We start from the raw sequence: 14,392 nt of genomic DNA, 5'->3' as shown, positions 1-14,392 counted from the left end.
TTTAAGACGGTCCGAATAATACCTTATGTGCAGGTGATTGGTTAACACCCTTAGCCACAAAGACTTTATATTCGGCCGGTAACTGCGCAGAAACACTGATGGCTTCTGTTTCAGAGCCGAAGCTTGAGAATATACAAGCTCCAGTGCCCGTCATCTTAGCAAAGGAAAATTTATTTAGCAAATTCAATGTGTTACCAACTTCTGGATACAACATTGAGACTATTGCCTGGCAGTCATTTCTGCCCCCTTGCCTCAGCGCGGTGCGAATATTAATGGGGTCCGTATCCCTTGTCAAACCCTTATGTGAAAAAATTTTTCCTGTATTAACATGGACTTGCGGGCACACCACCAGATACCAGGGTTCGTCCAGCTCCGGTACCGGGGTCAGTATCTCCCCCACGCCTTCGGCAAAGGCCGCTTCACCCCGCACAAACACTGGAACGTCGGCTCCGAGAGTGAGTCCGAGTGACGCCAGTTCGTCGAAAGACAGTTGCAGATTCCATAGCTGATTCAGTGCCAGCAGGGTCGTTGCTGCATCAGAACTTCCACCGCCAAGACCGCCACCCATGGGCAGTTTTTTATCCAGCCGGATATCGGCACCCAGTGTTTTTCCGGATGTTTTTTCAGATTTTTCTTGCAGCAGGCGCGCGGCGCGGATGATCAGATTGTCTTCGAAGTCGACACCTTCAATGGCCGGGCTCAGTGTCAGGTCGCCATCGTTGCGTAATTTAAAGTGCAGCTCATCACCATGGTCAACGAACTGAAACAGGGTCTGCAGGTTATGGTAGCCGTCATCCCTGCGCCCGGTGATGTGCAGCATCAGGTTCAGTTTGGCCGGCGCTGGCACGCTCAGCCAGCCAGTGTTTTCAGGCAGATCAGCCATTAACAGTCCACTCTTTGATCGAAAATACAAAACGGAAATCGTGGCCGGATATTTTAATCAGGCCGGGCAGCCAGTAATCGCCATGCTGCTGGTAGCGGGAGAAACGGATATCCCAGCCATGCTGTTGCAGATGCGTAAGCAGGCCATGCTCATCGTACTTGCCGGTTGCCGCCGCATTGGGGCTGGCCTGGCCTTTTACCCAGTAGCGGATGTCGGTCACCGGAAAATTCCAGCCCATATGAGCCAGCATCAGTTGCTCGGGAGTGCGCGCGCGCTGTGGTTTGTCCCAACCGGGTAAGGTCAGCTCAGCCTGGCGGGCATTACCCTGCAGACGGGAAGCGCCGGAACCGAAGGGGCCGGAAATAAACAGGTCATAGCTTTGTTTATCCTGTTCCCAGGTCAGGTAGCCGGTAACGCTGTCATCGGGTGAGGTCACCGATAATTTACCGCGCACCTGCCACTGCTGCAGGTGATTGAGGCTGCTTTGCAGGTTCTGTTTGCCGCCCTCTGGCTTCGGCAGCAGGCTGCTGCAGCCGCTGAGCAGCGTCAGCAGGAGCAGTGTTGTAAGCGTGGTTCTGATGGTCATGGCAGGTCTGATCAATTCTGGCTCAGGCTTTCCGGATCAATATCCAGGCGTTGCAGGGTACGCAGAATAATCTCGCTGTCAGGGGTTTGTTCCAGCCCCTGCAGCCATATGTCGCGCGCTTCATTCTGATCACCGCTGAGCCATAACAGTTCACCGTAGTGGGCGGCAATTTCATGGTCTTTCATCATGTCGAAAGCTTTTTTCAGCAGTGGACGGGCGCGTTCGATATTGCCCATGCGGAAGTAGATCCAGCCCAGGCTGTCGATAACCGCCGGATTTTCCGGTGTCAGTTCCAGTGCACGCTCAATTAACGGCAAAGCTTCAGCCCAGCGGTCGGTACGGTCGGCGAGGGTGTAGCCCAGTGCATTCAAGGCTTCGGCATGGTCTGGTCTGAGGCGGATAACCGTGCGCAGATCCTGCTCCAGTTTATTCAGATCCCCCAGACGTTCAGCCAGCATAGCGCGGGTATAAAGAAGATTGATGTCTTCCGGTGCAACGCTCAGTGCCTGGCTGATGAGTTCCATGGCGTCTTCCGGCTGACCGGCAGCGGATAACAGGTCGACCTCGATCCGTACCAGTTCGCTTGAGTGTTGTGGAAAATCTCCGCGCAGGTCATTCAGATAACTGCGGGCGGCATCAATCCCCTGGGTATCATTCAGCAGATAAGAAGCTTTCAGGTGCGCTGCAAGAAATTCACGGCCACTGCTGACCTGAGCGTACTGCTCAATGGCGGTGTCGTAGTCTTCTTCTTCCTGGGCAATTTTACCCAGATAAAAGTGGGCTTCGTCTGTATGCGACTGGTTGGCCAGCAGTTGATACAGATGCTCCCGCGCCTGTTCACGCTGGCCCAGTTCTTCTTCCAGCAGGGCCAGTGACAGCAGAATGGCAGAATCTTCGGGGAAATTTTTGTGCAGCTTGGCAAAGGCATCGCGAGCACTGTCCATTTTACGCTGCTCGAGCAGGATGCGGGCATGCAGAACCTGGATACCTTTATGCTCCGGGTAGTCATCGTGAATATCTTCGAGCCAGTCGATAGCGTCGTCAGAGCGTTGCAGCAGCACCAGTATGCGTGCTTTCTGCAGGGCGGCACTCAGATACGCCGGATTACGTTTCAGCGCTTCATCTATATGCAGCAATGCTTCCGGATAGAGGCGCAGGTGTTGTTCCATTATGCCGCGTGCGTACCAGACAGAGGCATTTTCCGGGTATTTGTTGGAAAGAAGCTGAAACTTCGCCAGCAGAGCCTGTTGCTGTTCCTCCGGTAGCTGTCCGGCATTCGCAGCCAGATAGTCAAACTGACTGATGCCGGCAAGATCCTGCAATATCTCCAGATGTTCCAGTGCCTGGCTGAACTGGCCCTGTTCCATCAATAGCTGGGCTGCCGCCTGGTGAGCAGCGGGGTTTTCGGGCTCTTCTTCTAGCCAGATGGCAACGGCTTCAATGGCGTGGGTGTCGCTGCCAACATACTGGGCGATACGGGCAGCACGTTCGGCAATGGCCGGATCACGGGTGGTACGGGCCTGATCCATATAGTTGTAGAGCGAAATATCAAAGCGCTGGCGCTGGCCGGCCATTTCTGCAACCAGCAGGGAATACAGTGTGGCTGCAGGAATCGGGCGGTAGACCGGTTCGGCTGAGGTACCGGTAGGCGGGGTGGTTTTATAGTGAATACTTTGTGGCTGGGTGTTATCAGCCGGAACGCTTTGTTGCTGATCCGCTGCCGGTGAGGTGCCGAAACTGGCGCAGCCCGGAAGGACGATCAGCGCCGAAAACAGCGGCGCCAGCCAAAGACCTGTACGTAAGAAAACAGGCAGCGGCGGGCGCTCAGAAGAGGTACGGCGGGACTCACGGATGTAAAAAAACATATAAAGAGAAGACCTGATGATTCGGATGCCAGTATGAGATAGCGCATGCTATTTAGGGTCAGATAGCGATTTAAGTCAAAGATTTCAGCGGCAAAGCCGCGGCCAGATGTTTATAATCCCCGCTTTTGCATAGCCGCCACCTGCTGTGACGTGCAAAGCGACTGCTTAGTTGCAGTACGCTTGGCGTTTTTTGGGCAGGTCAGGCACTCCGCCGCTGATGATTGTCAGCGGAGCAGTTTGAAAGCGGGAGCAGCGTCAGTCGACATGGGTATTTGGGCACTGGGGATTAACCATAAAACAGCACCGGTTGCTGTGCGTGAGCGTGTTGCCTTCGATCCGGCGTCTATGCCGGCGGTGTTGGGCGAAGTGCAGGCTCTGGACCCTGTGTCTGAAGTGGTGATCCTGTCGACCTGTAACCGTACCGAAATTTACTGCTCGGCTGATGAATTGCGCGAAGAGGTGATCGTCGACTGGCTGGTCCGTCATCATCATATTGACCGCCGCGATCTTGATTCGGCCCTCTATTGCCTGACCAGCGAGCAGGCGGTGCAGCACACCATGCGTGTTGCCAGCGGTCTGGATTCGCTGGTGCTGGGCGAGCCGCAGATTCTCGGCCAGATGAAATCGGCCTTTGCGGTGGCGCAGGAAGCCGGCACCGTCGGCTCCGAGTTAGGGCGCCTGTTCCGCCAGACCTTTTCCATTGCCAAACGCGTACGTACCGATACCGCCATCGGTGAAAACCCGGTGTCGGTCGCCTTTGCTGCGGTGCGTATGGCACAGCATATCTTTGCCGATATGGCCAACAGCCGCGCGCTGCTGATTGGTGCCGGCGAAACCATCGAACTGGTGGCCCGTCATCTGTATCAGGCCGGCGTGCGCGATATTATTGTTGCCAACCGCACTCTGGCGCGGGCGCAGAACCTGGCGCAGGAATTTCATGCCGAAGCGGTGCTGCTGGAAGATATTCCCAATGTTCTGCCGCGTGCTGATATCGTGATTTCATCCACCGCCAGTCCGTTGCCGATTCTGGGTAAGGGCATGGTGGAAAAAGCGCTGAAAAAACGCCGTCATAAGCCGATGTTTATGGTCGATATCGCCGTACCGCGCGATATCGAAGAAGAAGTCGGCGAGCTGTCGGATGTCTATCTGTATTCGGTAGACGATCTGCGCAGCATCATCGAAGAAAACGTGCGCTCCCGCGAAGACGCCGCGCGTCAGGCCGAAGAGCTGATTCTCTCCGGCGTCGACCATTTTATGCGCGAGCTGAAAGCGCTGGATGCGGTGCAGACCCTGACCGATCTGCGCAGCAGTATTGATGCGCTGCGTGAAGAACAGCTCAGCAAAGCGCTGAAACAACTTGAAAACGGTGCCGATGCAGAAAAAGTGTTGCGCCAGTTTGCCCATACCTTCAGCAATAAGGTGCTGCATGCACCGACCACTGCGCTGCGCAAAGCCGGTGCTGAAGGCCGTCTGGAAGTGCTCGACTGGACCCGCGAACTGTTCAGCCTGAACAGCCCTGCGGCGCCATCCTCCTCTGCTGATACCGAATAAACCATGAAAAGCTCGATTCTGAATAAACTCGAACACCTGCGCGACCGTTATGAAGAGGTCGGACATCTGCTGTCTGAGCCGGATGCGGCCAACGATCAGGATCGCTTCCGCAAGCTGTCGAAGGAATATGCCGATCTTGAAGTGATTGCCCAGACCTACAGCGATTACGAGCAGGCCGGCGCCGATCTGGCAGAAGCCAAAGCCCTGGCCGCCGATCCTGATCCGGATATGCGCGCCATGGGTGAGGAAGAAGAGCAGGCCGCCGGCGAGCGTCTGCAGCAGCTGGCGCATGAGCTGGAAATTCTGCTGTTGCCGAAAGATCCGGACGATGGCCGCAACGTGATTGTTGAAATCCGTGCCGGTACCGGCGGTGACGAAGCCGCGATCTTTGCCGGCGATCTGTACCGTATGTACACCCGTTATGCCGAAACCCGCGGCTGGCGCACTGAGCTGATGAGTGCCAGCGAAGGTGAGCACGGTGGCTTTAAAGAAGTGATAACCCGCATTTCCGGTACCGATGTGTATTCACAGCTGAAGTTTGAATCCGGCGCGCACCGGGTGCAGCGGGTACCTGAGACCGAAAGTCAGGGCCGTATTCATACCTCGGCCTGTACCGTGGCGGTGATGCCGGAAGTTGAGAGCGAAGAAGAGATCGACATCAACAAGAACGATCTGCGTATCGACACCTTCCGCGCCTCCGGTGCCGGTGGTCAGCACATTAACAAAACCGACTCGGCCATCCGCGTTACGCACCTGCCAACCGGGCTGGTGGTGGAATGTCAGGATGAGCGTTCGCAGCATAAAAACCGCGCCAAGGCGCTGGCGGTGCTGGCGACCCGGTTGCGCGACGCTCAGCGTCAGGCCGCGCAGGCTGAACAGGCGGCGACGCGTAAAAGTCTGGTCGGCTCCGGCGACCGCTCAGAGCGTATCCGCACCTATAACTATCCGCAGGGCCGGGTTACCGATCACCGTATCAACCTGACGCTGTATAAGCTCGACGAAATTGTGCAGGGCGACCTGACGCCGGTGATTGAGCCGTTAATCCGCGAGCATCAGGCCAATCTGCTGGCTGAGATGGCAGGCGGCTGATGATCTCTGATCCGGCATCCGTGCTGAGCATTGAAGCCTGGTTAGCCGAGGCGCGGACGCAGCTGGAAGCCGGCTCCGACAGCGCCCGGCTGGATGCCGAATTGCTGCTGGCCCACGTGCTGCAGCAGAGCCGTACCTGGCTTTACACCTGGTCTGACCGGTTATTAAACGCAGAACAGCAGCAGGCGGCGGAGGCTTTGCTGGCGCGGCGTCTGGCCGGAGAGCCGGTGGCCTATCTGCTGGGTGAGCGCGATTTCTGGTCGCTTAATCTGAATGTGAACCCTTCAACCTTAATTCCCCGCGCTGACACCGAAACGCTGGTGGAATGGGCGCTGGAATTACCTTTGCCGGCCAACAGCCGGGTGCTCGATTTAGGCACAGGCACCGGCGCGATTGCTTTGGCGCTGGCGTCGGAGCAACCTTCCTGGCAGGTGTCCGGCGTTGATTTTAATGCCGATGCGGTGGCGCTGGCGCAGAGCAACGCCGTCCGCAATCAGCTTGCACGCGTTAGTTTTATGCAGTCGGACTGGTACAGCGCGGTCAGTGGCGATTTCGATCTGATCGTCAGCAATCCTCCCTATATCGATGAGCAGGATGAACATCTGGCGCAGGGCGATGTGCGCTTTGAACCACGCTCAGCACTGGTGGCCGACAACCATGGCCTGAGTGATCTGGCGCTGATTATTGACCGTGCACCGGACTTTCTGCGCGCCAATGGCTGGTTATTGCTGGAGCACGGTTATCAGCAGGCCGATGCGGTGTGTGAGTTATTGCGCGCCCGTGGTTTTGTTGAGGTAAGCAATCGCCGCGATCTCGGTGGTCAGCCACGCATCAGTGGTGGCTGCTGGCCGCAGCAGATGTTGGGGTAAATGATGAACGATCAGCAATTACTGCGTTACTCGCGCCATCTTCTGTTACCGCAGCTGGATATTGACGGGCAGCAGGCGCTGCTCGATGCCCATGTGATGATTATCGGTCTCGGTGGTCTTGGCTGCCCGGTGCTGCAGTATCTGGCGGCCAGCGGTGTTGGCCGCCTCAGTCTGGTCGATGATGACCGTGTAGAACTGTCGAATCTGCAGCGTCAGACCGCCCATGGCAGTGCTGATATTGGCCTGCTGAAAGTGGAATCCGCAGCCGCCGAAGTGCAGCGGTTAAACCCGGATGTGCAGGTGGTAACTCACGCTCTGCGCGCTGATGCTAACTGGCTGATGGCGCAACTGTCCGCCGCGGGTGACGCGCAGGAAGACCGGGTAAACGTGGATCTGGTCATCGACTGCAGTGATAACAGCAAGGTGCGCTATGCGTTGAATCGCGCCTGTATCGCGCACTCTGTACCCTGGGTTTCGGGCGCGGCGGTTGGGCTGAATGGTCAGATCACGCTGTTTGACCCGCGTCAGGCGGATGCCCCCTGTTACCGCTGTTTGTACCCCAGCCTGGATAATCAGCAGCTCAGCTGTGCCGAAAGTGGCGTGTTGTCACCGCTGGTGGGGGTTATTGGCGCCATGCAGGCACTGGAAGCAGTGAAAGTGTTGGCGGGCATAGGCGAAAGCCTGAGTGGCCGTTTGCTGACCTTCGATGCTCTACAGGGCGAGTGGCGGCGCTGGGGCATCAGCCGAAATCCTTCCTGTTCCGACTGCCAGAACTGACGCTTCCTTCCGACAAATCTGTCACCCTGTGTTTTTTGTGTTGCTTTCTGTGCTGGTCGCTACCTGCAGCAGCGGTTGAAATTCTCTGTGAATTCAATCGCTTTGCACTATTAATTCTACTTTATGCTTATGTAGTAATATTTGGCCTCTGTTTTGCTCCTTATCTGTCACTTCGACAATAACAAGCGTGAGGCAGACTATGGCCAGAGTTATCGTATTGGGCGCCGGTACCGGTGGTATGGCAGGCGCGTATGAAATCCGCGAAATCCTGAATAAAGAACACCGGGTTACGGTTATCAACGAACGTGAAGACTTTCAGTTTGTTCCTTCGAACCCCTGGATTGCGGTTGGCTGGCGCGAACGCCCGGAAATCAGTTTTCCTATCCGCCCTCATCTGGAGAAAAAAGGCATTGAATTCATCGCTTCGGCGGTGGTTACCATCGATCCCAAAACCAACCAGCTGACGTTAGCCAATGGTGATGTTGAAGCCTATGACTATCTGGTGATCTGCACTGGCCCGAAACTGAATTTTGCCGCGGTTGAGGGCGCTGGCCCACATGGCGGTTTTACCCAGTCGGTGTGTTCGCTGGATCATGCTGAAACCTGTTATGACAATGTTAAAGCCATGATTGCCGAACCGGGCCCGGCGATTGTCGGTGCCATGCCGGGCGCTTCCTGTTTTGGGCCGGCTTATGAGTACGCCTTTATTCTTGATAAAGAACTGCGCAACAAAAAAGTCCGTGACCGTATTCCTATGACCTATGTGACCAGTGAGCCTTACATTGGTCATCTGGGGTTAGGCGGTGTGGGGGATTCCAAATCGATGCTGGAAAGCGAGTTGCGTAACCGTCATATCAAATGGATTACCAACGCCAAGGTCACCCGCGTGGCCGACGGCATGATGTATGTCGATGAAATGAATGACGATGGTTCGCTGAAAAAACAGCATGAGCTGCCGTTTAAGCACTCCATGATGTTGCCGTCCTTTGCCGGGGTTGACCCGGTGGCTGCGGTGGAGGGGCTGGTGAATCCGAAAGGCTTTGTCATTATCGATGAGTTTCAGCGTAACCCTACCTTTAAAAATATTTTCTCGGCGGGTGTGTGTGTTGCCATTCCTCCTGTAGAGGAAACGCCGGTTCCGACCGGTACGCCGAAAACCGGCTATATGATCGAATCCATGATGACTGCGATTGCGCATAATCTGGCGGCTGACCTGGATGGTAAAGGTGAAGCTAATGCCCGCGGGACCTGGAATGCAATCTGTCTGGCGGATATGGGAGACACTGGCGCGGCCTTTGTTGCCATTCCGCAGATTCCGCCACGCAATGTCACCTGGTTCAAAAAAGGTAAGTGGGTGCATCTGGCGAAAATTGCTTTCGAAAAATACTTTATCCGCAAGATGAAAACCGGTTCGAGTGAGCCGATTTATGAAAAATACACATTAAAAGCACTGGGTATCAACCGTCTAAAGGATGAGTAATGACAGATATAGCCGGAGTTAAATTCACAAATGCTTTTTATTACAGGTAAATATTAAAGGATGATTTACTAAACGCCCCATTTTGAACGTGGGGCGTTAACACAAATAAATTTTATCGTGTATATCCAAAAGTATAGTTTTTAATAGGTTACTTCAATCCAAGAAAATATTACTTATATTAATATCGTCTGATATTTCTGGTGCCGTTGATTTTTGTGGGGCGATAGATCATGCTGCGCTTTATGTCAAGGATGTTGAACGAGAATCAGGTTATGGATACAGCAGTGCTGCACCCCAATGCTCAGATAACTTTTATGCCGGAAGACAATTCATCTGAGCAACAATATTCATATCACCCTTCGCTATTAGCTTCTCTTAATCAGCAATTACGCACGTCATTAAAAACGCCAGCAAAAATTTCTGCAGAAGAATGGCCTGAACGTATAACAAATGTATTTTCTGAAAGTGTCTGTCAGGTAATTAATGATTCTCCGGCTCTGCCGGTATTTCAGCAATGTTTTCAGGAGCTTACGGGATTTTATTGCTCGCTGGATATTCCCGCTCCTTTACGTCAGCGTCAATTTATTAATAAAAATGGCTTAGTGATGTCGCCGGATTATGCCATTCGTACAGTACTGGACAGTGTCCGTGTCAGTACTTTCTGGCAGGCGCTCAGTAACATTCTGCCGCAGTATGCAGAGCGCGAATGTCATCTTGTTTATCCTGCCTGTGGCCCCTTTGCACCACTTCTTCTGCCAGTACTGCATTTTCTGCGTGAACAACAACGGTTACCGGAGAAGCTGGAAGTTACCCTGATTGATATTCATCCGGCTGCTGCTCAGAGTTTGCAGGCTTTGGTGGGAGCCACTCAGCTTGATTCTGTTGTGCAGGTATTATGTCAGGATGCCTGTGACTACCGCGCCGAACATGGCAGTGTGGATATTTTGCTGGTGGAGGCCATGCAGCATGGTCTGAGCCGGGAAGGGCATCTGAATATATGTCAGCATTTTGCCCCTCTGCTGGCCGAAGACGCATTGTTGTTACCGGAAAAAGTCAGTGTCCGTGCTGTTCTTACTCAGGCCGGAGATGAATTTCCGGCAGAGCCAAGAGCAGAGGGCGAAAAAAATACACGCCGGATTGATATCGGCCCTGTGCTGGAGCTGAGTCGTGACACTCTGCGACAGCTGGATCTGCTCCGTCTGGATGATGGCAGTGAGCTGATCCGCTGCCTTCAGGTTAAGATCCCTGAAGATCTGGATACCTCTGTTGAACATATTCTGTTGCTGACCACTGAAATTCAGGTTTATCAGCATTTATCACTGCCTGAGTATGCATCCGGTATCACTCATCCGCTGCCGGATTTAAGTGTCTGTATTGGTTTTGAACCGCGCAATCCTCAGCCCGGTGACCTGCTGATAAAACCTGGCGACAGTATTCTTTTTTATTACCGTAAGCAGGGATTACCCGGTTTTCTGCCGGTGTATGTGGAGCCGGTATGAAGCTGATTATTGCCACTCAGACCAGCCTTGCCCTGCCATTGCTTCAGGATCTCTATGCCCGTCAGCAACTGGCGGCTGTATGGCTTTACGATGTAACGGGGGAAGACAGCCGGCAGCTGGCAGCACAGTGCACGATGCTGGGGATTCCTGTCCAGTATATGCATCCGGACAATCCGCAAGCCCTGATTGAACACCAGCGTGATGTTCAGGCTGATGCCATCGTTTCCTGCTATTTATCCTTTTTATTTCCACCGGCGATGGCGCAGGCTCTGCAGGGTAAACTCCTTAATATTCACGCCAGCGATCTGCCACAGTGGCGTGGTGCAGACCCTTTGTTCTGGCAAATTTCAACAGGTGCTGAAAGCAGTTGTCTGACTTTGCATCAGATTGCAGAGCAGGCTGATAGTGGTGACATTCTTTTTCAGCAGGAATTTGCTATCCACCCATACGATACCCATCAGGGGCTTAATCTTTATCTGTCGCAGCAGATGCCATTATTTATAGCGCAATGGTGGTCATCAGGCGGTATGGATCTTAAACCGCAGCCGCAGCGTGTTGTGCAAAAAACCGATAAGCCTGCCACACGCCCTGACATTAATTCGGCGGGTATCAACTGGCAGCAATCAGGGTGTCTGGATATTTTTAATCTTGCCCGTGCCTGTAACCCTCACCTGGGTGGAGCGGCTTTCAGTTTTAATCAGGATGTGCTGTATCTGCCGGAGGCAACACCGGTCAGTTATCCATCTTACGGACTGACTCCCGGAACCATTGTGCATATTGGTGAACCGGAAGGACTTCTGGTTGCCTGCCGCGACGGCGTTCTGCGTCTGGATATTATTTATCTTTCTGCTGGTATTTTCAGCGGGCTGCGTTTTGCTGAACGTTATCAGCTTCAGGTCGGACAACGCTTTGATAGTTTTCCAATAACAAAACGGGAGAAGCAGTATGGAAGGAACAATAGCCAATATAACGAACTTTGCCGGTAATTTTGCCCCCAGAAACTGGGCATATTGCCATGGGCAATTACTGGCGATCAGTCAGTATGATGCTCTGTTTTCATTGCTTGGTACGAATTTCGGTGGTGATGGGCGCACAAGTTTTGCTTTGCCAAACCTGTCGGGCCGGACGTCCATAGGTACCGGGCATGGTCCGGGGTTAAGTGATCGCAGAATCGGAGAGTGGGTCGGGAGTGAGGATGTAACTCTCACCATTGCCCATATGCCGGCACACAATCATCCGGTGCGTATTGATCACGCCGGGCATATTTCAATACCGGTTAATGTATCTACAGGAGAAGCTGATACGGCCAGTCCTGGCAGTGGTGTTCTGACGAATCCTGGTGAGGATAGTTACGCAAGCTCGGCCAGTATGGGAGCGCAGTATTCCGGTCAACCGCTGGCGGTTAATGGTCTTGAAGCCGTGGCGACCAATACCGGAGCAGGGAAGGAGTTCAATAATATGCAACCTTCTCTGGCACTGCCCGCCATCATTTGCATGTTTGGTATTTACCCATCCCGAAGCTAATCAAGGAGAATAAAAATGGAAGGAACAATTGCAACCGTTACCCAGTTCGGTGCTAACTGGGCTCCGCGAGCCTGGTCATTTTGTGGTGGTCAGTTGATTGCTATTTCAAGCAATACTGCACTGTTCTCTATTATCGGCACTATGTACGGTGGCGATGGCCGGACGACTTTTGCTTTGCCCGACTTACGTGGTCGTTGTGCGCTGGGTACTGGTGTCGGTCCTGGTTTGACGCCGCGTGCGACTGGGCAGCACTTTGGTACTGAAACAGTAACCCTTACCAGTCTGAATCTTCCTTCTCATAATCATGCGGTGATTGTGCAAAGTGCCGGTCATGTTGCGGTGCCTGTTAATACTGAGACAGGTGAAGCAGATGAGGCCAGTCCGGGAGCGGGTGTTCTTACCAATAGTGGCGGTGATGTTTATGCCAGTGCACCGACAGCCAACGCTATGTACTCTGGTAGTCCGATGCCTGTTGCAGGACTGCAGGTAGATACAGGCTTAATGGGCGGCAACCAGTCGTTCAATAATATGCAGCCATCGCTGGCAATCAGCTACATTATCTGTACACAAGGAATATTTCCTTCGCGTAGTTAATAAATACCGGACTGGTAAACCGGTCCGGTATTTTTTTGCACTTAAGGAAATCTGAATAACGAATGGAGATTGGTATGAAGCAATTTTTATTTTTACTGTTTTTTTTGCCGTTAGTTGCTTCAGCCGCAACCCAGGATGGTGTGATTAACTCTCCGGGCGATATTGCGATTCTTGCATATAATGCCGCAGGAACGGTCCCGGATTCCGGAATGACATTCTTACTGCTGGATGACTGTCCTGCCGGTGCGTCGGTTTATTTTACTGATGATGAGTGGGCGGGGACTGCTTTCGCCACTCCAGCTGGTGAGGGGCAGGTTGTTTGGACAAATAATACAGGCTCCTCTATACCCCGTGGAACTGTCATTAAAATACAGAATGCCAGTGACAACCTACTGATTGCACCTGGTTATCCTATATCGGTAAATATTGGTTCTGTGATTGAGAACGATGATGATTATGGTGGATTTGTTCTATCCAGTACCGATCATTTAACTGCCATGACTGGTGATCGGGCAACACCAGGTGTATTTTTAGGTTTCTGGGGAAGTGCTTCTGGTTATGACTTCACCGGTACCTCTTTGATTTTGGGTAGTACGGCATTGGATAGTACAACTGAGGGCTATTACACCGGCCCCACATCTTGTAACTCAACACTGTCAGATTGTTTATCCCAGATTTATAATACTTCGAACTGGTCATTTACAGATAACCCAAGTTATCCCAGCAATCTTCCGGATACTTTTACCGGCTCGTTATTTTCTACCAATAATGCCCCAACAGCTGCAAGCTTTACTGCAAGCCCTGTTTATCAGGGAACAGCTTATGCTTTTTCAACGTCGGATTTTTCATATTCCGACACTGATGGTGATCCTTTAAATCATATTCGTATTGTCACTGTTCCTGCACAGGGAAGTCTCTGGCTTGACAGTGATGGCAGCAATACGATTAATGGTGGTGAATCCGCTCTGAGTAATGGATCGCTGGTCAGTAAAGCCAGTATTGATGCCGGTTATCTTAAATATCTGAACACTACAGGTTCATCTTCCAGCTTCACTTTTGATGTTAATGATGGTACGGCCTACAGTGCGGGTTCTTATACAACCACGCTGACAGTAACAGCCTACCCATCCATCACCTTATCAGCCAGCAGTACGAGTCCCGCAGAATCTGCCGGCAGTGTTAATTTAACTGCAACCGCCAGTCATGCTTTTAATCAGGATATTACGGTTAATCTGAGTTACTCAGGAACAGCAACCAGTGGTGTTGACTATACCCAGATCAGCAGTCTTGTGATTACCACAGGAAATACGACGAAAACCTCAGCGCTGAGTATCAGCGAAGATGCAACAGAAGAGGTCAACGAAACAATTATTGTCGATATTTCGACGGTCAGTAATGGCACTGAATCCGGCACGCAGCAACAGACGATAACCATTGTTGATAATGATCAGACAATTCCTTCCGTTGCTATATCCGGGGCCAGTGGCACTATCAATGCGGCTTTTACTGCAACTTTCACCTTTAGTGAAGATGTTACCGGCTTTACCGTTGGCGATATTGTTGCCGGTAATGCCTCCGTCAGTGCGTTCAGCGCGACCAGTGCATCGGTTTATACCGCGTTAATTACGCCAACTGCGGATGGCGCAGTAACAGTGGATGTTGCAGGCTCTGTTGC

13 protein-coding genes are annotated in these 14,392 nt (G+C 52.7%); 10 read left to right on the top strand and 3 right to left on the bottom strand.

Going from position 1 to position 14,392, the window contains the following annotated elements; genetic code table 11:
- Position 1 precedes the first annotated feature (1 nt).
- The 3 genes from ispE to LGT44_RS10465 are packed head-to-tail and all read right to left on the bottom strand — an operon-like array spanning position 2 to position 3,334.
- Complete coding sequence (gene ispE / locus LGT44_RS10475; RefSeq protein WP_230331654.1) at positions 2-883, bottom strand: 4-(cytidine 5'-diphospho)-2-C-methyl-D-erythritol kinase; 882 nt, start codon at positions 881-883, stop codon at positions 2-4.
- Positions 876-1,469 (bottom strand): lipoprotein insertase outer membrane protein LolB, encoded by a 594-nt coding sequence (gene lolB / locus LGT44_RS10470; RefSeq protein ID WP_145469548.1) that lies wholly within the window; start codon positions 1,467-1,469, stop codon positions 876-878. Before lolB ends, ispE begins: the two co-directional genes overlap by 8 nt.
- A gap of 11 nt (positions 1,470-1,480) precedes the next feature.
- Positions 1,481-3,334: a tetratricopeptide repeat protein gene (locus LGT44_RS10465; protein ID WP_230331655.1), complete on the bottom strand. Its 1,854-nt coding sequence runs from the start codon at positions 3,332-3,334 to the stop codon at positions 1,481-1,483.
- 264 nt (positions 3,335-3,598) lie between these two features.
- Here LGT44_RS10465 and hemA point away from each other — a divergent pair, with 264 nt between their 5' ends.
- The 10 genes from hemA to LGT44_RS10415 all read left to right on the top strand — a co-directional run.
- Positions 3,599-4,885, top strand: a complete 1,287-nt coding sequence (gene hemA, locus LGT44_RS10460) for a glutamyl-tRNA reductase (protein WP_230333596.1) — start codon at positions 3,599-3,601, stop codon at positions 4,883-4,885.
- A 3-nt stretch (positions 4,886-4,888) separates the two neighbouring features.
- Positions 4,889-5,974: a peptide chain release factor 1 gene (gene prfA / locus LGT44_RS10455; RefSeq protein WP_145469545.1), complete on the top strand. Its 1,086-nt coding sequence runs from the start codon at positions 4,889-4,891 to the stop codon at positions 5,972-5,974.
- Positions 5,974-6,843, top strand: coding sequence for a peptide chain release factor N(5)-glutamine methyltransferase (gene prmC / locus LGT44_RS10450; protein ID WP_328296347.1), 870 nt, complete (start codon positions 5,974-5,976; stop codon positions 6,841-6,843). Before prfA ends, prmC begins: the two co-directional genes overlap by 1 nt.
- Positions 6,844-7,620, top strand: a complete 777-nt coding sequence (locus LGT44_RS10445) for a HesA/MoeB/ThiF family protein (protein WP_230331888.1) — start codon at positions 6,844-6,846, stop codon at positions 7,618-7,620.
- 199 nt (positions 7,621-7,819) lie between these two features.
- Positions 7,820-9,100: an NAD(P)/FAD-dependent oxidoreductase gene (locus LGT44_RS10440; protein WP_230331887.1), complete on the top strand. Its 1,281-nt coding sequence runs from the start codon at positions 7,820-7,822 to the stop codon at positions 9,098-9,100.
- A gap of 272 nt (positions 9,101-9,372) precedes the next feature.
- Positions 9,373-10,599, top strand: a complete 1,227-nt coding sequence (locus tag LGT44_RS10435; protein WP_230331886.1) for an SAM-dependent methyltransferase — start codon at positions 9,373-9,375, stop codon at positions 10,597-10,599.
- Positions 10,596-11,585 (top strand): methionyl-tRNA formyltransferase, encoded by a 990-nt coding sequence (locus tag LGT44_RS10430; protein ID WP_230331885.1) that lies wholly within the window; start codon positions 10,596-10,598, stop codon positions 11,583-11,585. The genes LGT44_RS10435 and LGT44_RS10430 overlap by 4 nt, the downstream gene beginning before the upstream one ends.
- A complete protein-coding gene (locus tag LGT44_RS10425) occupies positions 11,545-12,123 on the top strand; it encodes a phage tail protein (RefSeq protein ID WP_230331884.1) in 579 nt (192 codons plus the stop codon). The genes LGT44_RS10430 and LGT44_RS10425 overlap by 41 nt, the downstream gene beginning before the upstream one ends.
- Positions 12,124-12,138: 15 nt before the next feature.
- Positions 12,139-12,717 (top strand): phage tail protein, encoded by a 579-nt coding sequence (locus LGT44_RS10420; RefSeq protein ID WP_230331883.1) that lies wholly within the window; start codon positions 12,139-12,141, stop codon positions 12,715-12,717.
- Positions 12,718-12,791: 74 nt separating this feature from the next.
- Positions 12,792-14,392, top strand: a 1,601-nt coding sequence (locus LGT44_RS10415; RefSeq protein WP_230333595.1) for an Ig-like domain-containing protein, incomplete at its 3' end; no start/stop codon positions are given.

This window comes from Thalassolituus alkanivorans, from assembly GCF_020447205.1.
GTDB classification, from domain to species: domain Bacteria; phylum Pseudomonadota; class Gammaproteobacteria; order Pseudomonadales; family Oceanobacteraceae; genus Venatoribacter; species Venatoribacter alkanivorans.
The sequence above is the reverse complement of the archived record's forward strand: the minus strand, read 5'-3'. Positions and strand labels throughout refer to the sequence as shown.

Excerpts from the sequence above, each read along its gene's own strand:
- hemA (WP_230333596.1), top strand. The coding sequence starts at position 3,599 with ATGGGTATTTGGGCACTGGGGATTAACCATAAAACAGCACCGGTTGCT.
- LGT44_RS10440 (WP_230331887.1), top strand. The coding sequence starts at position 7,820 with ATGGCCAGAGTTATCGTATTGGGCGCCGGTACCGGTGGTATGGCAGGC.
- LGT44_RS10420 (WP_230331883.1), top strand. The coding sequence starts at position 12,139 with ATGGAAGGAACAATTGCAACCGTTACCCAGTTCGGTGCTAACTGGGCT.
- LGT44_RS10435 (WP_230331886.1), top strand. The coding sequence starts at position 9,373 with ATGGATACAGCAGTGCTGCACCCCAATGCTCAGATAACTTTTATGCCG.
- LGT44_RS10445 (WP_230331888.1), top strand. The coding sequence starts at position 6,844 with ATGATGAACGATCAGCAATTACTGCGTTACTCGCGCCATCTTCTGTTA.
- prfA (WP_145469545.1), top strand. The coding sequence starts at position 4,889 with ATGAAAAGCTCGATTCTGAATAAACTCGAACACCTGCGCGACCGTTAT.
- lolB (WP_145469548.1), bottom strand. The coding sequence starts at position 1,469 with ATGACCATCAGAACCACGCTTACAACACTGCTCCTGCTGACGCTGCTC.
- prmC (WP_328296347.1), top strand. The coding sequence starts at position 5,974 with ATGATCTCTGATCCGGCATCCGTGCTGAGCATTGAAGCCTGGTTAGCC.
- LGT44_RS10465 (WP_230331655.1), bottom strand. The coding sequence starts at position 3,334 with ATGTTTTTTTACATCCGTGAGTCCCGCCGTACCTCTTCTGAGCGCCCG.
- LGT44_RS10430 (WP_230331885.1), top strand. The coding sequence starts at position 10,596 with ATGAAGCTGATTATTGCCACTCAGACCAGCCTTGCCCTGCCATTGCTT.
- ispE (WP_230331654.1), bottom strand. The coding sequence starts at position 883 with ATGGCTGATCTGCCTGAAAACACTGGCTGGCTGAGCGTGCCAGCGCCG.
- LGT44_RS10425 (WP_230331884.1), top strand. The coding sequence starts at position 11,545 with ATGGAAGGAACAATAGCCAATATAACGAACTTTGCCGGTAATTTTGCC.